22 protein-coding genes are annotated in these 24,583 nt (G+C 37.4%); 3 read left to right on the top strand and 19 right to left on the bottom strand.

Going from position 1 to position 24,583, the window contains the following annotated elements; genetic code table 11:
- The first annotated feature begins 34 nt into the window (after positions 1–34).
- Positions 35–502, top strand: a complete 468-nt coding sequence (locus LS41612_RS01700) for a GNAT family N-acetyltransferase (protein ID WP_024364012.1) — start codon at positions 35–37, stop codon at positions 500–502.
- Entirely contained in the window at positions 489–1,823 is a 1,335-nt protein-coding gene (locus tag LS41612_RS01695; protein ID WP_024364013.1) for an MATE family efflux transporter, read from the top strand. Before LS41612_RS01700 ends, LS41612_RS01695 begins: the two co-directional genes overlap by 14 nt.
- 116 nt (positions 1,824–1,939) lie before the next feature.
- Here the strand turns inward: LS41612_RS01695 and LS41612_RS01690 are convergent, their stop codons facing one another.
- Positions 1,940–2,983: an AI-2E family transporter gene (locus LS41612_RS01690; RefSeq protein ID WP_024364014.1), complete on the bottom strand. Its 1,044-nt coding sequence runs from the start codon at positions 2,981–2,983 to the stop codon at positions 1,940–1,942.
- Between the two features lie 419 nt (positions 2,984–3,402).
- Here LS41612_RS01690 and LS41612_RS01685 point away from each other — a divergent pair, with 419 nt between their 5' ends.
- Positions 3,403–3,795 carry a RidA family protein gene (locus LS41612_RS01685; protein WP_024364015.1) on the top strand — a complete coding sequence of 131 codons (393 nt, stop codon included), beginning with the start codon at positions 3,403–3,405 and terminating at the stop codon, positions 3,793–3,795.
- A gap of 115 nt (positions 3,796–3,910) precedes the next feature.
- Here the strand turns inward: LS41612_RS01685 and LS41612_RS01680 are convergent, their stop codons facing one another.
- The 18 genes from LS41612_RS01680 to LS41612_RS01590 form a co-directional block, all read right to left on the bottom strand.
- Complete coding sequence (locus LS41612_RS01680; protein ID WP_024364016.1) at positions 3,911–4,519, bottom strand: flavin reductase family protein; 609 nt, start codon at positions 4,517–4,519, stop codon at positions 3,911–3,913.
- A 15-nt stretch (positions 4,520–4,534) separates the two neighbouring features.
- Entirely contained in the window at positions 4,535–5,476 is a 942-nt protein-coding gene (locus LS41612_RS01675) for a ring-cleaving dioxygenase (protein ID WP_024364017.1), read from the bottom strand.
- 266 nt (positions 5,477–5,742) lie between these two features.
- The gene (locus tag LS41612_RS01670) at positions 5,743–6,306 is read right to left on the bottom strand and encodes a cupin domain-containing protein (protein ID WP_024364018.1); all 564 of its coding nucleotides are present in this window, start codon (positions 6,304–6,306) and stop codon (positions 5,743–5,745) included.
- Between the two features lie 114 nt (positions 6,307–6,420).
- Positions 6,421–8,244, bottom strand: a complete 1,824-nt coding sequence (locus LS41612_RS01665) for an IucA/IucC family protein (RefSeq protein WP_024364019.1) — start codon at positions 8,242–8,244, stop codon at positions 6,421–6,423.
- Positions 8,241–9,458 carry a type III PLP-dependent enzyme gene (locus LS41612_RS01660; RefSeq protein WP_024364020.1) on the bottom strand — a complete coding sequence of 406 codons (1,218 nt, stop codon included), beginning with the start codon at positions 9,456–9,458 and terminating at the stop codon, positions 8,241–8,243. Before LS41612_RS01660 ends, LS41612_RS01665 begins: the two co-directional genes overlap by 4 nt.
- The gene (locus tag LS41612_RS01655; protein WP_024364021.1) at positions 9,451–10,233 is read right to left on the bottom strand and encodes an HpcH/HpaI aldolase family protein; all 783 of its coding nucleotides are present in this window, start codon (positions 10,231–10,233) and stop codon (positions 9,451–9,453) included. The genes LS41612_RS01660 and LS41612_RS01655 overlap by 8 nt, the downstream gene beginning before the upstream one ends.
- A complete protein-coding gene (locus LS41612_RS01650) occupies positions 10,220–12,013 on the bottom strand; it encodes an IucA/IucC family protein (protein ID WP_024364022.1) in 1,794 nt (597 codons plus the stop codon). Before LS41612_RS01650 ends, LS41612_RS01655 begins: the two co-directional genes overlap by 14 nt.
- A complete protein-coding gene (locus LS41612_RS01645) occupies positions 11,979–13,673 on the bottom strand; it encodes an IucA/IucC family protein (protein ID WP_105928941.1) in 1,695 nt (564 codons plus the stop codon). Before LS41612_RS01645 ends, LS41612_RS01650 begins: the two co-directional genes overlap by 35 nt.
- Entirely contained in the window at positions 13,663–15,075 is a 1,413-nt protein-coding gene (locus tag LS41612_RS01640; protein ID WP_024364024.1) for an MFS transporter, read from the bottom strand. Before LS41612_RS01640 ends, LS41612_RS01645 begins: the two co-directional genes overlap by 11 nt.
- A complete protein-coding gene (locus tag LS41612_RS01635) occupies positions 15,069–16,424 on the bottom strand; it encodes a diaminobutyrate--2-oxoglutarate transaminase (protein WP_024364025.1) in 1,356 nt (451 codons plus the stop codon). Before LS41612_RS01635 ends, LS41612_RS01640 begins: the two co-directional genes overlap by 7 nt.
- Positions 16,425–16,428: 4 nt before the next feature.
- Positions 16,429–17,433: an ATP-grasp domain-containing protein gene (locus LS41612_RS01630; RefSeq protein ID WP_024364026.1), complete on the bottom strand. Its 1,005-nt coding sequence runs from the start codon at positions 17,431–17,433 to the stop codon at positions 16,429–16,431.
- Between the two features lie 299 nt (positions 17,434–17,732).
- Positions 17,733–18,509 (bottom strand): IucA/IucC family C-terminal-domain containing protein, encoded by a 777-nt coding sequence (locus LS41612_RS01625; protein ID WP_024364027.1) that lies wholly within the window; start codon positions 18,507–18,509, stop codon positions 17,733–17,735.
- 15 nt (positions 18,510–18,524) lie between these two features.
- The gene (locus tag LS41612_RS01620; protein ID WP_024364028.1) at positions 18,525–19,331 is read right to left on the bottom strand and encodes an ABC transporter ATP-binding protein; all 807 of its coding nucleotides are present in this window, start codon (positions 19,329–19,331) and stop codon (positions 18,525–18,527) included.
- 86 nt (positions 19,332–19,417) lie between these two features.
- Positions 19,418–20,458, bottom strand: coding sequence for a FecCD family ABC transporter permease (locus LS41612_RS01615; RefSeq protein ID WP_024364029.1), 1,041 nt, complete (start codon positions 20,456–20,458; stop codon positions 19,418–19,420).
- Positions 20,451–21,467, bottom strand: a complete 1,017-nt coding sequence (locus LS41612_RS01610) for a FecCD family ABC transporter permease (RefSeq protein ID WP_024364030.1) — start codon at positions 21,465–21,467, stop codon at positions 20,451–20,453. Before LS41612_RS01610 ends, LS41612_RS01615 begins: the two co-directional genes overlap by 8 nt.
- 175 nt (positions 21,468–21,642) lie before the next feature.
- Positions 21,643–22,617, bottom strand: a complete 975-nt coding sequence (locus tag LS41612_RS01605; RefSeq protein ID WP_036205452.1) for an ABC transporter substrate-binding protein — start codon at positions 22,615–22,617, stop codon at positions 21,643–21,645.
- Between the two features lie 608 nt (positions 22,618–23,225).
- Positions 23,226–24,104, bottom strand: coding sequence for a phosphoenolpyruvate carboxykinase (ATP) (locus LS41612_RS01595; RefSeq protein ID WP_024364033.1), 879 nt, complete (start codon positions 24,102–24,104; stop codon positions 23,226–23,228).
- Positions 24,105–24,353, bottom strand: a complete 249-nt coding sequence (locus tag LS41612_RS01590; RefSeq protein WP_024364034.1) for a hypothetical protein — start codon at positions 24,351–24,353, stop codon at positions 24,105–24,107.
- Between the last annotated feature and the right edge of the window lie 230 nt (positions 24,354–24,583).

Genomic DNA, 24,583 nt, shown 5'->3' with positions numbered 1-24,583 from the left:
CTATCCACAATAAATTTAGAAAGGTTTTGACATTATGTTCACGGAAATACGTGACATCACAGCTTTAAACAAACAAAACGTATTAGCATTACACATTGCTGCTAATCAGCAGGACTTTATTGAAACGACACAGCAATGCCTAGACGAAGCAGCGTCTGACCAACGCTTTATACCCGTTGGCTTATATAGGGAGGATACCGTAGTCGGCTTCGCAATGTATGGTCTGTTTCCTCATGAGGATGGATCACAGCGAGTATGGCTTGACCGTTATTTAATCGATGAACGTTATCAGCATAAAGGGCTCGGGAAATACTTTTTGCAACAGCTAATCGATTTTTTACAGGCAACATACAATTGCGAAAAAATATTTTTAAGTGTTTATGACAACAATAAAGTAGCCATCCATCTCTATCAACTATTTGGGTTCGTCTTTAATGGGGAACTCGATGAAAAGGGCGAAAAAGTAATGGTAAGAGAGGTACGTACTCATGACGACCATTAATCCAATTGAAACAAGACCATTAAGACCATTATTTCTTTCTTATTTATTCCCAGCGATGATTGGTATGCTACTGATGTCAGTAAATATTTTAGTCGATGGTATTTTTGTCAGTCATGGCGTTGGCCCAACTGCTCTAGCAGGCGTCAATATTGCTGTGCCGATTTTCTCCATCTTATTATCCATATCTCTGTGGATTGGTATGGGCGGTGCAACATTGTACTCCATTTCACTTGGAGAAGGTAATAAAAAACGCGCACATCAACTTTTTACACTTTCGTTTACAACGATGCTGGCGGTAGTTTTAACTTTAGTGCTATTACTTTTATTAAATTTAAAGGAAATTGCCTATATTTTTGGGGCAAGTGATGTGACTTATCCTTATGTCCAAGAATACTTGCATGTCATTTTGATATTCGGTGTCTTTTACACAATCGAAAATTTATTAAGCATTTTCATCCGAAATGATGGAAACCCAAAGCTTGCTATGATGGGTTTAATCACAACATCCATTTTAAATATCCTTTTAAACTACGTATTTATTTTCGTACTCCATTATGGTGTAAAGGGTTGCGCGTTAGCGACGGCAATCTCTACTATCATCGGCATGTCGGTACTATGTCTCCATTTCTTCCGAAAGCAGTCTGAATTAAAATTTGTCTCTACTTTTTTCAACGTATCCGATTTGAAAAAAATATTCGCCATTGGTTTACCTAGCTTTATTGTAGAAGCCTCTATGGCGTTAATCGTGATTTTATATAATGTGTCGTTTCTGCACTATTTAGGAGCAAACGGTGTGACAGCCTATGCAATGGTTAACTATATTCATACGGTATTATTAACTGTGTTCTTAGGCATTGGTATGGCTCTCCAACCTCTAGTCAGTTACCACCACGGTGCCAGATTAAAAAAACGTTTACTCGAGCTTTTGAAGATCGGCTTAGCTACCGCTCTCATACTCGGTTTAAGCATTGCCATTATTGCGATGCTATTTCCTTCTCAATTAATGGAACTGTTTGGAGATAGTAAAATTGAAATTCGCACAATGGCAACACAAGGCTTTGTCCATTTTGCAATTGGCTACGTTTTCTTAGGTATGAATATGGTGCTTGCAGAATTTTTCCAATCAATTGAAAAAATCCGTCTTGCAACAACGATTATGTTACTACGCAGTATTATTTTATTTATTCCAGCACTCCTATTGCTACCTAAATTATTCGGCGCGCAAGCAATTTGGTGGACTTTCCCGGTTGCTGAAGGCATTACAGCATTGCTCATTCTCATATTTATTAAAAGAAAGCCACGCGCGGTTTATTCAAACTAGTGGGTAAATTGTGTGCGTGCCTCCTTGTTGATTGTAGTGAGGGGTTGCTCGACTCCTGCGAGAACCGCAGGCACCAAAAAAGGAAGCATACGCATAAAGCGATGCTTCCTTTTAGTTTACTTATGGTCATTGATAGCTACAGATCGTTGGGTTTCCTCCTCTAAAGACGTGACACCTAAAATATCGAGCAGGAACATAAACAATGGAATACCGATAATTAATCCCCATACCCCGAGGAATTGCTCCGAGAATAGGATGACGATAAATGTATAAAAAATAGGAAGATTTGTTTTGGCAGACATGAGCTTTGGATTTAAGAAATAAGCTTCAATCGCATGTAACACCACGACAATAATCAGAATGTAAGCAATGTACATCGGTCCACCGATGCTGTAAGCAATAATGCTTAGCGGTACCAATGAAATAATTACGCCTGCTACAGGAATTAAACCAAGAATAAAAAGCATGATTCCAAGTGCAATTAAGTGTGGGAAGCCCATAATAGAAAGAGCAATAACGGATAAAACACAGTTTACCGCAGCAATGATAAATTGCGCTTCAATTACTTTTCCAAAAGAACGAATAAATATTTTAGAAAAATATGTTAACTCGTCGTAAAGCGGACCAATTTTACTATCTTTAAATTTTGCAGTAAATTCAATAATTCGTTTCTTCTCCAAAAGGATGAACAAACTTAAAATAAGTGCAATGAACACGTGCAAAATGACTTTCCCAATGTTCGTTAAATTTTTTAACGTAAGGTCAACACCTTGTTCTAAATATTTTCCAAGTTCAATTTTCTCAAATGTCGGCGCCAAATATCTCGCAACCTCATTATCGTTCGGATTGAGATTAAAAGCTGCAATCAAATCAAAAAGCTGTGTAATTTGTTGGGTTACAACCGGCAAATACTTATAGATCACTGCAATAATAGCAGCTACAAGTAAGAGGTAAAGGGAGACAATCATCGCTTTTTCATTGATGGGTGCGATTCGTTTAAACTCTTTTGTCGCCTTAGTAGAAAGCTCATTCATTAAGTAGGTTATAATGAATGTCAGAAGAATAAGGTTAATCATACTCCGCATTAAATAAAGTGCAACAGCGATCCCAGCTAGAATAACAAAACGTTTAAATCCATTACTTCGAAAAAAATTACTCATGCATTCACTCCTTCTACAAAACGGCTTCGCTGCCTCTACTGCCAACTTACAGAACGCGAAATATATTAAGCAAGTAGACAAAATTATTAGTTATCAATATTTATCATTTTCATGGTCCTTTGAGTTTAGGGGGATAAAAACCTCTGTCTAGACAGCGTATTTCCATTACTCCGTTCAACAACCCTTTTTCAAGAAGTTCAATCCATTGTAAAATAGATTTTTTTTACTTTTCGAATTAGAATGAAAGACAATACGATTAATGTGTATTGAAAGCTACATCAGCGTTATAGCCAAAATTTTAATAATTCTATTATACCCTTATAAACTATCATATCCAAAGCAACTTCTTTTGTTTTATGTTAATTTCAGTACGATATTTCGGAAGTATCTCCAAAATAGAATAGGTAAGGAATGATTCGATGAAAATCTCAAGAAATCCAAAGGAAATTCACCCGCCTGTAGCTCCATATGTACACCAAATTGAAATAACTGGTCCAAACAGATGGCTAACATTTTCAGGTCAAATCGGGATGGCGTTAGACGGAACTGTACCTGAAGATCCAATCATTCAATTGCAACTAGCGCTTAACAATATTAAAAAAAATCTTGAGTGTGCTGGCATGACTGTTGCAGATTTAACAAAGGTTGTATTTTATTTAGTTGGAGAATTTGACACAGCACAAAGAAAGCACGTGATGGGTGACTTTTTTGGTGATCACTGCCCTTGTATGACAATGGTATATGTAGTAGCACTTGCTTCGCCCGTATTAAAAGTAGAAATTGATGCGTGGGCATGTCAGGAAATCGTATAAAAGGTGCAAAAGGATTTACCATTTAAAAAACAGGAAATGCTCGTGAATGGCGACTATTTTCTGTAGTAAGCCATTCACGAGCCATATATCTTTTCAAAAATTTTGCTTATTTACTTTATTGAGGGCGTTCTATGTCAAAAATATCGCCGATTTTTGCATAACTCGCTCCAGCTAATCGGCTTACTGCCTTTAATGCGCTAGCGTCTATTCGTCCTTCATGATAAATCACATCATCTAAATGAAATTGTACAATTTCACCAATAAACAAATCGCCTGTCTGCTGTTCTTTATTCATTAAAGGAACACTTTGTACTAAGCGACATTCCATTCGGACTTTCGCCTCTTTCACACCTGGAACAATTATTCGCTGACTGTCGATTACTGTAAAGTTAGCTCTTTCAATTTCACTCTCTGTTACTGGTAACGAAGCAGCTGTTTCATTTACCTGGTTAACATTGTCCTCATCTACAATATGCACTACAAATTGTTCTTGATACAAAATATGACGAGCGGTATCCTTTAAACGCCCTGTTGCTCTTTGAATTGCAAGGGAAATCATCGGTGGATTCGATGACACGATATTAAAGTAACTAAACGGTGCGCCATTTATAATGCCCTGCTCGGACAAAGTCGTGACAAAGGCAACAGGTCTAGGAATAATGCTGCCAACTAATAATTTATAGTTTTCACGTTCTGTATTTTTCTTCGGATCAATCGAAATCAAATAACTCCCCCCTTTTTATTCATCTAATGAACGTACTTGAATCGGGATTAACGCGCTTTCTAACTGTTCTCGATGTTGTTCATATTGCAACGGTAACATTAATTGACTCCCCATTGTCTCCAATGGTTCATCATGCGCGAATCCTGGTGGATCTGTCGCAATTTCAAATAAAATTTCACCTGCTTCACGGAAATAAATAGCGTTAAAATAGTTACGATCCTTTACTTCCGTCACATGCTGCCCATGATTCATCACATGCTCTTGCCACGCTAAATGATCTGCATTATCCTTTGCTCTCCAAGCAATATGATGGACTGTGCCGACCCCCATGTGGCCTCGTACGCCTAATACCGTTTTCAAGTCTATAATATTTCCGATGTCAGCGCTTGATTTGAATCGAGCATATTCGCCTTCTGTTGCAATTTTTTCAAGCCCCATCACATCTACTAATACCTTTTCTGTTTCTTGTGGATGGCTTGAATAAAGCGTTGCACCACCAAAACCTTTAATGGCAACTTCCGGTGTAACTTCACCAAATGTCCAATTATTTCGTTCACCTTCTGCACGAGCTACTAATTCAATATGAAGCCCATGTGGGTCATCAAATTGAACGACTTGTTCTCCAAAGCGTTCAGCTTTTTTAAATGGAATAGAAAATTTTGTAAGGCGATTAATCCAGAAAGGTAGTGCTCCTTCTGGTACAACGTATGTTGTTACACCAACTTGACCGTCGCCGATACGCCCTTGATAAGCATTCGGCCAAGGAAAGAACGTCATAATTGTTCCTGGCTTACCAGCATGGTTACCAAAATAAAGATGATACGTGCCTGGGTCGTCAAAGTTAACTGTTTGTTTTACTAACCGTAAACCTAAAATCCCCGCATAAAAATCAATATTCTCTTGTGGATGCCCTACAATAGCTGTGATGTGGTGAATTCCTTCTGTATGTTTGTTCATAGTAACAGTTCCCCTTCATAAATAAATTATTTTCTTTGTATATGTTTTCTAACTACGTGCAACTTCAAACTTCTAATTAGAGAATGCTTTGCACATTCGATTTAATTATCTCGAATTAATATATCTTGAATTCGAGATAATTATAACACGTAAATTTTAATTTCGTCAATATATCATCCAAAAAATTGAGTTTAGCTTGGCATAGTAAAAGCAGAGCTGCTATACATCAACAACTCTGCTTCTACTATGAAAAATTATTATCGTGATTAATTGTGTTGACCATAGCCTCCGTGCGAAGCCATTGCATCCGCCTTTGTAGCATGGACAGTTCCGAATGGATGGTTAGGAGGAGCATAGATTGAAAACAGCTTTAATGGCACATTCCCTATATTGGTTAAATTATGCCAAGTTCCAGCAGGTATTACGATCGCGTAATCATCATGGACATTTTGTGTAAAGCTTAAATTTTCTTTACTCGACCCCATTTGCACAGTCCCATGCCCTTGTTCAATATAGACAAACTGATCGACATATGGATGCATTTCTAAACCTACATCCTCACCAATATTGAGACTCATTAACGTAATTTGCAAATGGCTTCCTGTCCATAGAGCAGTACGGTACGTATTGTTCCGCTTGGTTGCCTCCTCCATATTTACAACAAAAGGCTGTTGCCCATAATCGGTACTCATTTGACTGTTATTTCCGTTGACAGCTTGATATGGATAGGCACTATTCGGTAGTACTACTTCATATGGAACAGGCCAGTGAACAGACTGATTTCCATAGCTATACATTGGTATATTGGCATAATAAGGAGCATAGTACATTTTCTCAATCCTCTCACAGATTCTAAAATTATTCTATGCAACTTATTGTCAAAATGTACCCAATCGTAGGAGAATATGCAAAACCTCAACCAATTTTCAGCAATAAAATGCACTTTATAAATTCCAAAATGGATTATACCCTTGCCCTTTTCCAGAAGGCATCGCTCCTGGCACACCATCCGCCTCTAACAGCGGTCGAATAATCAGTTTTACTGGCCATTGTTTTTGCTCAAATAAAACTTTCCATAACCTTACTTTATCTGCTGCTGGAATATCAACAACTGTTACAGCCTTCATTAACGCCTGCTTCGTCGTATACCATAAAGTTCGCTCAGAAATAGAATATACTTGTGCAAGTGCCTCCATAATGGAAGCTAAATTTACTTGTGTCCCTAATGATTGAATATAAAAAATCAGCTTCTCCACACTTTCATTATATAAGCTATTGGAATAACCTGGTCGAATATAATATTGCGGATCTTGAATATGATGGCGTTCTAAATAAGGCATATGAAGACGAACTGAGTCATGGTCTCTGAACAATAAACGATGGATTTGATTATTCTTTAATACCAGACAGCAATTTTGACCATGTATTTCAGGCAAAACCCCTACTTTGAATAACCTCATGGCAATTTCATAAAACATCGTTACCATTTCTGTATAAAAATCTATTACTTGCTGTTTTGTTAAAGTTTGGCCGAAGAGTTCATCTAAATAATGATGACCCTTTAAATTTACGGCTAAAGATGACATCGGAATGATTTTATAGTTCGCATCTAAAAGCTGCTTTGGATAAATGCGTATTTGCGCCGCTAGATGACGGGGATGGTCATCAAACAGCCCCATCGTTTCAGGCATATACCCCCACCAATTTTGTTCCTCACATAAAATAACCTTTTCCGTTAATATAGGGTCGCAAGAAATGGCTTGTCGCAGCAACTTTTCACCTGCTAGACCATTTAACAACTTAACAACAGGCAAATATCTCGATGCACCTAAAGAAAGTACACTTACTGGTAGTTTTAGCATCCTGCTAGACGGTTGATTAAATGCTAAAGAACGTAAGGATGAAGTCGCACATAAATCGCCTGCTTTTGCTGTTAATATAACAATCATTCCATCGGCTAGTTCCTGCTCAAAATCTTTTAAAATAATGTTTTGTAACTGCCATGGATGCACAGGCATCATCGTGTACTCACTTTGCCGTAAACCTCGTCGTTCAAATTCTTGCGCTATCTCATACTTTTGTTTTTCCTCAAGTAAATCAAAACATTGGATGGGTGTTTGCTCATTCCCTTTTACTACCACATCATGACGAATGGCGACCCAACGAAGTGAGATGGGTTGACCAAATTCCGCCATATATTGTTGATAATCTTGCGCTGAAAGTCCAATTTTAGCTTTCGCAAGCGGATGAAATGGCCGATCTCGAAACGAGGCAATCAGCTCTCCTTTGACATGCCATTGGTATGGTGTTTGAGGAGCTGATGCATCATAATTATTCATTTGTTCTATACTCAATGTTAATTGCTCAACAGCTACTAGTAGCCCCTTTAAAAAATCTGCCACTGCTGGATGCTGACAGGCTTTGGCAGAGAGACTAGTCTGCAAAATGGATGTGGCAAGCTCTTCAATTGACACGATTAACTGCCACTGTCCAGCCACTTGTCGATAAATAGGAGAATGACGCACCCATTGCTCACCCTGCTTATAGCTTTTTTCAACAAGAAAACAAAAGTTTCCTATGTAGACCTCTACTTCATGCGAATGGTAATGGGCAAATAAAGCACTTATTTCTTTCGCTGCATCTTGAAGAGATTGCTTTGAATACGTATCTCCGTCAAAGAACTGCTCGACTAAAAATGCATCCATTAAGTCCTTCTTAATAATTTCTGTAGCTCTTTCTCTTGCTGATACACTTTGCTGTACAATCATTGAATATGGCCTCCTTGGATATAATAAAATGCTGGATGAGGATGACCCAGAAAATCATGATGTGAAATTGTCCAACAATATGCACCTGATTTTTCAAAGATGACAATATCACCTACACGAACGGAAGACATAAAAGCATCTGTATGCAATCGATCCTTTGGCGTGCATAATTCCCCAACTAGATGGACCTTCTTATTGTGCAAGCTAGGTCGTTGGAATGGATATGTCCACGTTTCACTAGCATAAAGCTGAAATGGTTGATTATGTCCCCATGAGGCTGGCAATCTATTATGATGTGTGCCACCTCTTACAACGGCAAAATACTGTTGATGGGACTGTTTAATATCTAGTATTTCTGTAGCATAAAAGCCATAATCAGCAACAAGAAATCTCCCTGGCTCAAAAAAGAGTTGGATGCCATTTAAATCCTGCAAAATATCACTAGCTTGTAATGAGGACATAAATTGTTGCCAGTTAAAAGATGGTTCTTCATTTTCATTATAGGAAACACCAAATCCACCTCCGGCATTCAGTACTTTCACATCTAATTGATACAAGCGTTGCCAGTCAAGTGCTTTTTGCACATAAAGTCGTACCATTTCTACATGCAATGATGCATGCACATTATTCGATAATGAGTGAAAATGGAAACCTTTAATTTGTACAAGCTGTAGTGGGTCTTGTCGTACAAGTGCCACCGCTTGTTGAATATCTGACTCGTCCAAGCCAAATGGACTCGCAGTACCTCCCATCGTAATTTTTGTTTCAGGAAGTGCATTTGTACGTAAATTTATGCGTAATAAAATATCGACCTTTTTATTTAACTTTTGTGCGAGCATTTGAATACGTCGTAATTCTAATAAACTTTCAACATGAATATATGAGACCTTTTGGCGTATAGCCATCTCCAATTCGGCATCCTTTTTTCCAGGTCCGCCAAATAAGATTGGTACATCCTCAGACACTGCACGCACATTTACTAATTCTCCGATAGAAGCAACTTCAAAGCCACGAACATATGGTAAAAGGGCCTTAATGATTCGTTGATCAGGATTTGCTTTAATCGCATAAAACAAAAATATTTGCTTTGGCAAAGTTTCAAGCATTCGGTTTACATGTGCTTGAATACCATCTAAGTCGTAAATATAAGCACAAACAGGCGCTGTTTTATTAGTATTTAATGACTGAATAACAGCTAGTAACGAATCACTCATATTGGCCTCCTGTTATATTTTGATAGTCCATTTTCTTTTGTCGATATGCTCGAAACGCTGTATTTCGGTCATCCCCTAACACAAAGATGCGTACACCTTTGTCAGCATATCGTCGATGCTGATGCATCTCTCTTGAAACAGTCGCATACGGTATATGGCATGTTTTTACAATGTCATATAACGCTTCGATCGCATTCTGCACTTGGGGATGTTCAATTTGCCAAGGTACGGCTAATGATTGCGATAAATCTGCCGCTCCTTCCAAAACAAATCCGATTTGTGGTAGTGATAAAATATCCTTACAATTACGAATGCCTTCTATGCTTTCAATCATTGGAATCATCATAATTTCTTCATTGGCTGCAGCAATATACTCAGTTAAAGGTTCTTTGGCAAAAGCTGCAGGGCGGCCACTATTCAAACTCCGATGCCCAATCGGATGATAATAACTATACTCAATAACCTGTTTGACTTGCTCTTTGCAACTTACATGTGGAATGACAATACCCTGTGCCCCACAATCCAATACTTTTAAGATTGAAGTACGATCTATTTCTGCAATTCTTACAAGTGGGGTTATCTCGAGTAGCTCTGCCGCACGAATCATATTTTCCAATATTTCTAAATCAATTGTCGTGTGCTCTAAATCAATAATGACAAAATCAAATTCAGCGTGACCAATTAATTCGATTACACTAGGATGAGGAATCGAAACAAATAACCCATATACCGTTTGATGACGTTTTATTTTGTCCTTCAACTTATTTCTCTTCATTTTTCAAAAACTCCAATGCCTGTAGTAAAGGATTTTGAGCCTTTCTAAAATACAATGTTTGATCACCATAAATACGTCTTTTTGTCATTTCCTCGATTAAAGCATCCGCTGCAAATAAATCAAACGTTTGAAAACGGTCTTTATATTGAGGATGTTGTTGCTGATAAGCTAAAATAACTTCCGTACAGGTGCGCCAAAAATCCTCTTCCCGCAATCCAAATTCCTCAAGCGTAAAACAAAGTTCAGTCATACAGATAAAGAAGAAAGCATCGAATGTATAATCTCTTACTTCTGAAACTTTAGCTGTTTTTAAAAATGAATACCGATTAAATTGTCGATGTGTGGCTGGCTCTGGATTTAACTTTGGCTCCCATTCCGGATGAAGGAGCTCTGAAGAACAAAACCTCACACCATCATGTAAGTCCTTAATAATGATTCGATGCGGAAAATTATTTTTTAATACGAGAATAATATTTTGCGCATGAGATTCTAACGCAATTCCGTGGACATAGAGTAAATGAACAATTGGCGTTACAAGCGTTTCGATTAAGGCTCGGCTCCATTTTTCTACCCCATACAATGCAATCGCCTGCTGAATAAACGCCTCGCCATTTTTTTGCTTATGCATCAATGCATTTAATGGCCACGCTTGTTCATCCTCTTGCAAATATTGCGCAATATTTTCTCGATGGATGACGCCTAATGTTCCATAAGCCACTGCATATTGGATAACAGATAATTTTTGATAGCGGAAAGATACCCCGATTGTCTCTTTTAAAATTTCAAACTGGCAATTTTTTAAGTATTCATCACTTTTAATAACTCGATCTAGCCAAGCGCTAATAATAGGCGCATTTTGTGTCGTATGATGCGCTAAAATACGGCTAGTAGATGTATTTGTAATGCTAAGAGGTAATTTTAAATAACTCGCTTGTGCACTATGGCGATTTGATAACGAGCGAATGGATTGCTGTGCTCGATATGAGCTTTCCGATTTCCCTAATATAATAATCGTCTTATCAGCGATTTGTGGGTAAAATACGGTCGCTATAATATGTTCAAATTGCCACGGATGAACGGGGAGAAAAACATAAGCTTGTTCATCTTCATCTATTTGCGCTCGTAATTGTTGTGTAAAATGTGCTAACTCCTCTGGCTGTAAATGATGCTGATACATCTTATTGATTGCAGTTGGTTCTAATACGGCAATATCTACAAAATGCCGACGAACAGCAAGCCAAGTTAACGCTATATCCTGATTAAATTCAGGACCATACAAATGATTATCTGCCAAAGTAAAACCAACTCGGGATTTATAGCTTGGATGATACGGATGACCATCAATCATGTGGCTTTCCAACGCCTCATAGTGCAAATCCTCTGCCGGTATAGACGGTGGCTGATTGCTCTTTGCCTGACTATCCTTCACAAAGGTCTCCAATAACTCCTGAACAAATGTCTTTGTATGCTGACCGTCTAACGTCTGCTGAACGACTTCTTCCAGAAAAGTATAGATACTTACATTGGCATCTCCGTCTCTTTGAATGGAATTCGGTTTCACTTTCACTCGACCGAATGACCATTTTTCTACTACTTCACATGTATAAAGGACCGCCTCTCCTTGAACATTTTGTCCTTGGAAGCTATAATATTTTCCATTTTTCGTTACTGGAATAATTTCTTCAAAAAGCAATGCCTCTAATGTTTGGCACTTCAATCTCTCCTGTACTGTCTTATAGGATGCTTCACTTACTGGCATGAAAGCTGTCATCAATTTCATACAATTCATTCCCCTTATACAAAGCATTTTTAACTGCAACATATTCTGGTATTTCACTTTTGCCAATTAAACAGCTATACAAATTTTTCTTAGCATAAAATACAGATGTCGTTAACAGATGGGCTACTAGCTCATTCTGTGTTTGTTCCCATTCTTCAAGTAGCATTTCTCGTACAATTTGCCAAAAATGAGCTTCGCTTAACTGAAAATCTCTTGCAAGCGCATGTATAAATGACCCTAGATGATTTACCATGAAATAATATTTTGTCCTTGACCACGCCTGTTCTTTTTCATAAAACAAGGGTCCCTGTGCTTGTCTATGTGTAGCTACTTTTTCTTGTTCGATACTTACGCCTTCTAAATCCCGTATCCAAAAAATATGTGGTTTACCATCCCGAAGCGTTATAAGCGTATTTTGTAAATGCGCTTCAAAGTGAATGCCCTTTTTATCCGCGAGTCTAACAATTGGCAATAAAGAAATCGTTATATATTGTCGAAACCATTGCTCTACATTCTGTCCTTTCAACCAATCATAAAGTCGACAAGGCTTCCCTTGAATGGGCGCTTCTACTAAACTAGCAACAACATAGGTTGATTTTTCGTCTAGCACCATTGGTCGATAAGCCATCGTAAATAAAGCTGTTAATGCTTCCTCTTCAAAACGGCACGTACAGACACCTGTTTCATACAGAACCTTTGTATAGTGCTCTTCTACAAAACAATCATGTGCTAACAAATAATGCGCCGCATCTAGAGTTCTTGTCATTTGCTCTTGGCTATTAATCCTAAGCATATTGGTAATTTGAATTGACAGAGACAACTTCAAATTACATTTAAATTGTGGAATATAGACTGTTCGAACAGATGATGTTGGATAACAAACAGGACCGCTACTTCCCAAAAATCTTATTTTTTGTTGTCTTTCAAATTTTTGCACTGCCTCTAATGTTTGCACATAAGCATATTGCCAAGGATGCATCGGCAATATGCGATAATTATCATCATCAAATTTTAATTGCTGGCGAATATCGTATTCAAACTTTTGCAAAAATTCATGTGCTGCACTTTCAGTAACCCACGTTTCTTGAAAGATGTCATATCGAACAGCAAGGTAACAAAGCGGAAATGAAGTACGTAATTCTGGGCAATAGGTCGCTACTTCCTGTGATGTAAAGCCCACCGTGTTTTTGGGATATGGATGGAAAGGATGACCATATAGGAGTGATTGTTCAGAAGACAAGTAGTCGTTAATAAGGCTGCTTGTCGCATGTTTCAAAAATACAGCCATGTTTTGATAGCTATTTTCCACTCTAGCTATAAAATTTTGTACATGGTCATGTGTGATGGCTTTATTGTGTTGCAAGTATTCCTGAACAATTAATGAAGCAAGGAAGGTCAAGGTTAAAGCTTGGCCATTTTGCAAGAAAAAATATGCATATTCATGCTCACCATTCGGCGAATAAAAAGTAAACTTGCCAATAATCGTTTCGTGACTTGCTTGAAAATGTAGAGAAAATGTATGATCCTGCCTATTAACCTTCAATAGCTTTCTTTGATCTTCACAGCATTCTCGCAAATAACAATTTAACAACACTTTACAACTATAAATAGCGGCTTGCTTTTCATGATGACTTTGCAAAGCTCCTTCTTTAATGAACACCAATGTCAACTCTCTTTCTTGTTATATATAATACAAAAGGAACAGTAACCAACATGATGCTCCCTAAAATCACACATTCTTCTTTGATTGCCATCCATTTTGCGTCTGCTACGGAAAGACCTGCATTTATTAACATGCTCCATCTGAAGTCATAATAAATCGTTAATAACATGACTGCAAACGACGAAGAAAAGCGTTCAATCGTACTAGCTAAAGCTGAGCCTTCGTGTAACTCCTCTTGTGAAAGTGTATGAAGACCAATTGTTGTGACAGTCATATTCGAAAGACCTCCACCTATCCCCCTGCCAATCATCAACAAAATCAATACGAATATGGATACAGACTTTGGTAAAAAAGAAAAGGATATAATAGATATGGCGACAATCACGATGCCGACTACTATAAAATTTTTAGATTTCCCTTTATCCATCCAATGTCCTCCCAACCACATAAACAAACTTGTAAAAATGGCTGTCGGAATGAACATCGCACCTACCGCGGAAGACGGGAGTTGATATACTTCCTGAAATAGTAGGGGCAATACAAAAACTGCCCCAAGCATCACGACATCTTGTATTGCAGCAATTAGCACTGTGATGGCGAAGATTGTTTTACGTTGTAATAACTTATAATTTAATAGCGGTTCGATTTTCTTATTTTCTAACTGAATAAATCGAATTAATAAAAGCAAACCACCTACTAGCATCATGACTACTAGCCACGTAGGAAGAACCTGCTTTAGAAACAGTTGAATGCTGACACTTAGCATTAAAATACTTAGTACCATGTAAATAATGCCAAACAAATCCATCTCTTTTTTGCGCATAACTTGATATGAATTAATTTGAGTAGCACATAGACATAACGATACGATGGCAAAAGGAACATTCAGCCAAAATAGATATTGTAATTGACCAAATTGAATAATAAGCCCTCCAACAGTTGGACCAATAATAGACGCTACTGTTAGCTGTATTCCCCAAATCCCCGCCACTCGTCCATGTACTTCTTTCTCGTAAACATCAAACAATAAACTAAGGGATAGTGGAATCATTATGCCACCTGCAATGCCATGAAGACTGCGGACAATCAACACCACTTGAACATATTGATCGAATAATCCACCTATGATAGAAGAAAGTCCGTATATTGCAACACCCGCAATATACGCCCTTTTCCTACCTAAGCGGTCTACGACTAATGGTGTGAGAGGCATAGTAATGGTCATTGACAAGAGATATGCCAAAATGACCCAACCTGCCGAACTTGCACTAATGCCATATAGCTGCATAAAGCTCGGTAATAAAATATTAAAGGAACTATTTGTAAGTACGAGTGAAAAGGCAGCGATAAAAACGGCAAGTAAGGCTGAATGTTTCTTCATAGCTTGAATGTTTAACATAATGCATACAGCTCAACCGCTTGTTGTACAGACTCGGCAAATATATCTAATACTTTTTCGGTTTCAGTTTTATTGATGATAAGAGGTGGTAAAAATCTTAGTACTGCCCCCTTACGTCCACCCACTTCAATAATTAATCCATTTTCAAAGCATCTTTTCTGAATCATAGCGGCTAATTCGCCATCTGGAGGATAGTGTCCAAGACGATCGAACGACTTATTAGGATTAACAATTTCTACACCTATCATTAATCCTCTTCCACGCACATCGCCAATTTCACTGTACAATCGTCGCAATTGTTGCAACCCTTCAAAAAATTGAGCACTTCTTTCTTCAACATTTTGCAATACACGCTGTTCGCGCACATATTTTAATGTTGCTAATCCCGTCGCCATTGCTAATTGATTTCCTCGGAAAGTGCCTGTATGCGCACCTGCCTGCCATTGATCTAAAGCTTCCTGATAAATGACGACAGACATTGGCAAACTACCACCAATCGCTTTTGAGCATATAATTACATCTGGAATAATGCCCGCATGCTCAAATGAAAACATCTTCCCAGTCCTCCCTATCCCTGCTTGTACTTCGTCAATAATTAATGGGATATTTCGTTCTGCAGTTATTTTTCGCAATTGCTGTAGCCAAATTACATCCGCTGGAATAACACCTCCCTCTCCTTGCACCGTTTCTACAATTACACAGCATGGATTAGCTACACCACTTTCACAATCATCCAATAAATGTTCGATATATTGTGCACTAATCGTTGCAGTCATACCATTTCCCACACCAAATGGGCATCTAAATTCATAAGGGAAAGGTAGAAAATGTACATCTGGCAGTAAGCTTTGCAAATGCTGTTTTTTAGATAAATTACCGCTCATGGACATCGTTGCTTGTGTGGAGCCATGATATCCCCCTTGAAAAGCTAAAATAGATTTGCCTTTTGTAGAATGTTTCACTAATTTAATAGCCGCTTCGACCGCATCTGCGCCAGTGGGGCCACAAAATTGTATTTTTGCGGTATGTTTCATTTCCGCTGGCAATGCCGAGAAGATTTCTTTCATAAATTCTATTTTTAACGGTGTTGCTAAATCCAATGTATGAAGTGGTATTTGTTGATCCAATACTTCCCTGATAGCTGCTATGATGACATCATGATTATGCCCTAAGGCCAATGTACCCGCTCCAGCTAAACAATCATAATACTGTTTGCCTGCTACATCTGTCACAACTACACCTTGTGCTTTTTGTAAAACAAATGGGAAATGCCGTGAATATGCTCGTGCATTTGATTCACGCTCCCTTTGAAACATCAAATATTCTTCTTGAACATTCTCTGTTGCCATGTTGTCACTGCTCCTTTTCTATTTCTAATAGATAGGTTAAATATGATTCAGCTGCATTTTTAGTACTATTTGCAAAATAATTCGAGGGGTCCACCAAATCTGGCAAGGCATTTACTTCTAGGATGACGCCATTTGTTTGATCTAACGGTTTATCAATATGTAAACATCGAATGTCGATGCCTGCCACATCAATTTGCAATGCTTTGGCTGCACGAATCGCCATCTCAATATTTTCAGGACAAATATCTGCTGTGCGATCTGTTATAACATCATAAAAGTCCGTTACTAACATATTGTCATCCACAAATAACTCTACTTGTTGACCCTTTACTAAAACATCATCAAGCGTAAGCCCATTCCGATGTAATATATTTTGCAAGTCTATCGATTCCGCTTCGATTGCTTGATCATTTTCAGGCTCAAGCGTGTTTTTTTTCAATTGCTTATCTTTTAAATTCTCTAGCAATTGACGAATAGTCGAATAGCCGTCACCTTCTATAAAAGCTGATCGATATTCTAAAACACCAATCATCTCACCATCTATTACTAACACGCGATAATCATGTCCAACTACATATCTTTGAAGCATAATCTTTTGACTATATTGTTTAGCAACTATCACTGCTTGCTCTAATTGCTCTAGCGTTTTAATGCCAATGGTTACACCTAAACTACATTTAGCATTAATAGGTTTCACTACAACGGTTTTATTGTTTGTTAAAAATTGAATAGCTGGTTCTCCAACTTCCTCTACGATAAGCGTATCGGTAATAGGTAGTTTATTTCTTGCTAATAATTTGTTTGTTGCTTCCTTATTTTGTGCTAACAATCCGCTTATCAACAACAACTGATGAGACCTTGATTTATTGATAATAACTGTTTTGTCTTTATAAGATAGCTCTAAAAAATCCTCACAATCTGCAAGTAATGGTGTACAAACTATGCCCATTTCCTTTGCTTTCTGTATAATGATTTGATTTTGTAAATTGCTTATTTGCTGTTGTGTCAAACCTACTCCTCCCACGGAAAAATAATTGAGAACGATTATCATTATCAATTATATAATAACAATGTATGCTTCAATTTACAAGTTAATGTTAAAAAATAATCCACAATTTAGGAGAGGAAAGAAAACTCTTACTATTAATGCATGGTTAAATTCAAGGAATTTGGGGATTACAACGCTTACTTGCTATAATTAATGCACGGGCACAAGGTGGCATTTTTCTTGTGCCTTAGCATCAATTATCGACTTTTAAAGAAAGGAAAGTTTCATTCACTCTACAATAGAGCCGAAAACCATTTATTTTACGTTGGCATTTTGGGGCATGATATACAATAATCATGTTCTTCTTCAGAGGTTAAATAATAATAACAGCAAGTTTTACGTAGTCTTATAGGCTTGTCGGTGCCTCTAGTCATAACCTTTGGCGTATTATATCGCGTAAACGGATTTTTACGTTCGCCAAAAATTTCACCTGGAGCTTCCGTCATAATGTACTGATAGTCTTCTTCTAAAAAGGCGATTTCCCTTTCACTTGCCCCTTGGCGAAATTGCGTTTCATAAAACCAGTGCACATACATAGCCGCATGCTCCCATAAAACCGCTTTTGAAACTTTAGCAGTAGTCGACAGCGCCTTCCATACCTTTGTTATATTATCCGCAAATAACGATTGGAGAATTTGATCTCTCCATTCCGCTCTGCTTATGGGTAGAAACACTTGTGCATCAACCAATGCTATTTTTGGGAGCCATAAATCTTCCTGATAGCTTGACTCCACACGAACATTGTCAATCGACGCATTTATCCCCTTTTGGAGCATCGACATAGCAAACAGAGGTGCCGCCATTGTTAATACGCTATAGCGCTTTCCGAATAAAGAAGCTGTAGTGATTAAAGAAGTAGAATTAAAAATTGGCGAAATGGTTTGTAGATATTGACGACAGTGCTCTCCACACAGCAAATTCTTGGATGAAATTGAATAGGGCGAAGCAGGCAAATTTGTCTCCGTAAAACGATAGTTCTCTGTTAGAATAGCAATATCTGTCGGCGTTAGTCGGTTATTATTCGGTACATGTAACATAAAAGTTCCTCCTGCTTAGGCTCTAAGACAGCACTTGATGCCCTTTCCATGCGGTACACATAAAGGTGTGCCAAAAAGAGGATCGTTCATAATCGTGCAACCCATGCCAAATACATCCTTCACTAAATCAATTGTTATAATATCCTCTGGCCTTCCTTGTGCATAAATTTTTTTATCGCGCACTGCCACGATATGATGGGCATAACGACAAGCTAAATTTAAGTCATGCAAAACCATAACAACCGTACGATTTTCTTTGCTATTTAAATCGAACAATAAATCTAAAATTTCTACTTGGTGTGCCATATCTAAGTAGGTCGTTGGCTCATCCAATAAAATCAAGTCTGTCTTTTGTGCCAATGTCATTGCAATCCATGCCCGCTGGCGTTGACCTCCAGATAATGCATTGACAGGGCTATTCGCAAATGATGTCATCTGTGTTGCTTCCAATGCTTGATTGACAATCTGCTCGTCTTCTTTTGACCATTGCTTGATCCAGCTTTGATGCGGGTACCGACCTTGTTTAATCAATTGTAAAACTGTTAATCCTTCAGGCGCTATTGGTCCTTGTGGCAATATCGCTAATCGTTTCGCAACTGCTTTTGTCGACAAATCTCGTATTTTTTCACCGTCTAATAATACATGTCCATCTTTCGGTTTAATTAGGCGTGCAAATGTCCGTAATAATGTCGACTTGCCACAGCCATTTGCACCAACTAAAACCGTAATTTTCCCCTTTGGTATTTGTAAATGTAAATCCTCAAGTATGTTGGCATTCCCATAGGTAACTGTTAATGCATTCGCCTCTAGTACATTATTCAAAATTGTTACACCTCTTTCTCATATTGTACTGCTACATAAGAATCTATATATAAATGTTCCTTATGTATCGTTCATTTCTAAACGTGTTATGAATGTTGATTTCTTGTACGGAACAGTAAATAAATAAAAAATGGCGCACCAATTGCAGCAGTAAATACACCTGCTGGTAAATCTTTTGGCAAAAATAGTGTACGACCAACAATGTCTGCAAAAATTACGATAATGGCTCCGACCATTGCAGAAATCGGAATAAGTGCGGCAAATGAACGGCCTACCAGCATTCTACTAATATGAGGTGCTACTAATCCGACGAATGCTATTCCTCCTACAAAGGCAACGGCTGTGCCAGCTAACATAACACTAATCAACAAGAACAATACTCGGTAAACTTGTACTTTAACTCCTACACCTACTGCAACATCATCACCTAATTCTTTTACATTAATGACTCTTGCCATGACAAAAGTGAAGATACTTAAAACAATCACCCATGGGAGTAATAAGTAAACATCCTGCATATTGGCCCCATACAAACTACCTGTAAGCCATATGTAAGCTCTTGTTGTGCGTACTTCTTCACCCATGACAATTAGCATTGTCACTATCCCTTTCGTAAGTGCCGAAATCCCAATACCGATTAACACCATTCGTATAGGTGTGACACCCTTATTCCAAGACAAGAGATAGATAATAGCCGATACTACTCCCGCTCCTATAATGGCTGCTAATGGTAAGTAGTGTATGCTCACCGTTGCATACGTAAGAAATAACATTGCACCTACTGATGCACCACTTGTTACACCTATAATATCCGGTGCAGCTAAAGGATTTCGAATAATGCCCTGTAATATTAACCCTGATACAGCAAGCGCCATCCCAACTAGCACGGCAAGTAATACTCTAGGAAGTCGTAACGTTTGGATTGTAAATAGATATTCACCTGTACCGTAGCCAAACAATTCCTTTAGTACAGTCACTGGATGTATAAAATCACTCCCTACCGAAAGCGCAAGCATAATCATGCCGCATAGCAATATACAAAGAAGGATAGTAACCATTGCTACTTTTTTTGATAGTTGAAAAGATATTTTATTTGATTTCGTTCTTACCGTTATATAATTATGCATTTTTCGCTAACCCCCTTCGCGCTATATAAATGAAGAAGGGTGCACCAATAAATGCTGTCATAACACCGATGGGCATTTCTAACGGCATAATCACAAAGCGAGCTGCAATATCTGCCAACAGTAATAATGTTGAACCAATGACTGCACTAAACGGAATTATCCAGCGGTAATCTGTACCTACTAAGCCCATCGCCATATGAGGCACGATTAAGCCGATAAAGCCAATGGAGCCAGCAACTGCGACTGATCCCCCAGCAAGCAAGATAACAATAATACCCATAACAACCTTTGTTAAAATCGTGCGTTGCCCTAAGCCTTTCGCAATATCATCTCCTGACTGCAAAATATTGATGGAACGCCCCATTAAAAAGGCCACACTGCTACCTATTACGATGAATGGTAATACAGGTAATAACATATTCAAATCTCTCCCTGAAACAGAACCCGCAAGCCAAAAAAGCACACTTTGTATGCCCTGCTCATCGATTACCAACAATCCCTGTGTAAATGAGACAAATAATGCCGAAATAGCAGCACCCGCTAGCACAATTTTGATTGGCGTTAAGCCGTCTCTTCCTAAAGACCCTAAGAAAAACACAAGAACACCCGCAACACCAGCTCCTAAAAAAGCAACCCACATATAATGGATTAACGAGTCCATAGAAAAAAATGTAATTGCACAAACAATAAAAAATAATGCGCCTGCGTTAACACCTAAAATATCTGGTGCGGCTAAAGGATTTCTCGTCAAAGCACGCATTAAAGCCCCTGCTATTGCAAGACTTGCTCCAACTACAGTAGCAACAACAGCTCTAGTGAAACGAGATGTCCGAATGATTACATGCTCCGCATTTGATGCATCATAGTTGAAAAAAGCATCATACACTAATCGAAATGGAATTGATGTTTGACCAAGAGCTACACTTAACATAAATGCCACTATCAGCAACACACAACAAATAATAAAGACACTTTTTTTCATTGAGGTACTGGTAAGCAAATTTTGCATTGAACTCCTACTTTCTTAACCTTATTTATGTCTTTTTCTAGCCACCTCTTGCATCTTCCCATATACAATAGATGAAGCATTATTTAGAAATGAAGGGGCTCATCGCTTTAGAGCCCCCTTTTTGATGCAAAGAATAGCATTCCTTGCGATACCTTAATCGACTTTATCTGCTTTCTTACTTTTCTAGCTCAAATCTGTTATAAATATCATCCAACATAATATGTGCACTTAAAATACCACCTGCAAAATTCCAGTACACCTCTTCCACACGATATACTTGGTCATTTTTAACCGCTTCAAGCTCTTTCCATAATGGATGGCTTGTCCATTCTTCTAATGTTTTTTTCGTTGCTTCATCTTCGATATAAAACATATAAATGACATCTGCATCCATTTGCGGAATGCTTTCTTTATCTGTAAACCTTAAAACGATAGGTAGCGGATTTTCCGTTATATTTTTTGGTCCTTTAAAGCCAAGCTCTGTTAAAATTTCACCTGCATAACCGGCTGGATAAACACGTGCATGGTCAGCTCTAAAATTGACAACCGAAGCACTAATTGGCCATTTATCCCCTAGCTTATCTTTAATTTTTGTTTGGAAATCAGCTACACGACTTTCCCATTCTGCAAGTAATTCTTTTGCTTTATCTTCTTTACCAGTCGATTCTCCGATTAAATTGATTGTCCCTTTAAAATCAAATACATCTTGATGAACAACTGTCGGTGCGATTTGTGATAATTGTTCATAAATTTCCTCATGACGATTTTTCGAAGCAATAATTAAATCCGGCTGAAGTTTTGCAATTTCCTCTAAGTTAGGCTGTGTTTCTTCCCCTAAAAGAGGAATACCTTCTAAGTCCTTTTGTAAATACTCATAATATGGTGTATCTGCCCAAGATTCTACAACTCCTACAGGTTTGATGCCCATCGCTACAGCAACATCCGTAGCACCTTGATAAAGCGTAACGATTTTCGTAGGTGTCCCTTCGATTGTTGTTGTACCCAAGGAATGTGTAACTTCTCGACTGCTATTTTCAGTACTACTTTCTTGCGTTGTATTATTGTCATCCGCATTCGAAGCATCTTCAGATTCCTTATTTCCACATCCGACTAACACCAATGCAAATAACAATACTAAAAACATGACCATCTTTCTAAAGCTTATAAATTTAATAGAGTTCACTATAATTTTCCTCCAATCAAATAATTAAATGACCGATAATGATAATCATTATCATTATAATTATGTAAAGCATGAATTTCAATATATTTTTAGAATATTTAGGATGTTTATTTTTTCCTTTTGTATGTATTATTGAAAAATCGTAATGAATAAAGGCATAAAAATTAGTAGCCTAAGAAAAACAGACATGTTTCTCTCCAGCTACTTTTATTGTCCTTTTCCTATACATCATTGCTATGTTGCCAAAAGCTGCACACAATAGATAACCCCATAAATAGGAAGTGCGATAGATGTAAGAAAATACATCAACATTTCACCTTTAGTAAGCTTTCGTTTCCACTTCGTTAATTTAAGTTGTCGTCGGTAAATAAAACTAGAAAGTAAGATTATCAAAAAAGTGATATCTTTTATATTCTCTATAAAGAGATGCATCTCTTCCTCTCCCTTCGTTTTACAAAAGGCTCTCTCTATTTTATTTAATGACTACATAGCCAAAAAAAGAATCATCTATAAATTTAGATTAAAAAAAGAGCATTGGGATTTTTATTATCCAATGCTTTACATATTTAACCTATTTAACTTAAGCATTTATCCTCAATGCTTCGTAAAATTTGAGCGCTCACATTAAGGTCGCGAATATTCAATCTCATAGAGGTAGTATTTAAGTTCTTAAAGATCTTTAATACTGTTTTAAAAGGGTTATCAGCTAAACAAGCCTGATTACTAATTAACTCAAAAAAATCATATGGCTTATCTATTAATTCCGTATGCTTATCTACAAAAAATATTGAATCAATTTTACTGACATTCTCATAATAATTCCAACCAGGAACATCGCTAATATGAATTAACTCTGTCGTTAAACCCGTTTCCTCGATATGAAACGTTGGCATTTCACTAGGAATTTTTTCAACTATCTGTTTAAACTTATCTTCATAATACTCTTTTGTTGTATTTCTAAGGCCTATCGGTTTTTTAAAAGGCAGAATCTCTCCTGTTTCATTATCAATAACTAATAAATCATCACTAATTAAATGATGACCATATTCCAATAATTCCATTATTAATGTCGTCTTACCTGAGCGACTAGGGCCAAAAATAGCAATTGTTTTATTATTAACCCTAATTGCACACCCATGAAAAAATGAATACTTATTTCTAAAGAAGGGTACTGTAATGGGCGGGAGAAATGTTGCCTCTTCAACCCATTTTTCAAGTGAATTTTCATCTGGTCCATGAAGAATGACTAGTTTATCATTTGATAACATATCACTGACCATAATGTTATAAGAAGAGCGATTCTCAATTTTAATATAATAAGCAATTGATGTTGTAGTATCGTTATCTACGTACTCTCTATAAATATATGCTAATTGCTTCAATAAATACGAATCATTACTCTCTATATTTATTACATCACCGAAAAAGTTAAAATTTATCTTTAAACGCTCCACTCACGCATCACTCTCTAACATATTTTCAAAGTTCTTAATTGTTACCTCAACTTGCTGTTCAAACTCACTTAAATCGCCTTCAGGAATAGAGTATTCTTTCATTAGCTTATTTTTGATGTCTACAAGTGATGTTCCGTTAATATGCATTTTAATGATTGAAGATGCTGTTTCATTTAAAAAAACTGGATCTTTCCCATCAATATCTACTACCGCTGTATTGCCAGTTTCAATATACTCATAGTTTTTCATCTTAATCCCTCACTTTTTTGGTATTAGGCTGTGTTAAACGTATCTCTTTAGGCTGGTTGAATATTTTTGCCCCATACTAAAATCAACTTTTAACACAGCCCCTTCTTAATAACATTAATTTCTTGTAAGCTCCCCATGGTGACCACTACTGTTGCTTGCATATAGAGAAGATTCAATTGACGACATCCTATTATCAAACTTTTTGACTGATAAAGCTTTTATCTTAGGAC

This window comes from Lysinibacillus sphaericus (assembly GCF_002982115.1).
GTDB classification, from domain to species: Bacteria; Bacillota; Bacilli; order Bacillales_A; family Planococcaceae; genus Lysinibacillus; species Lysinibacillus sphaericus.
The sequence above is the reverse complement of the archived record's forward strand: the minus strand, read 5'-3'. Positions and strand labels throughout refer to the sequence as shown.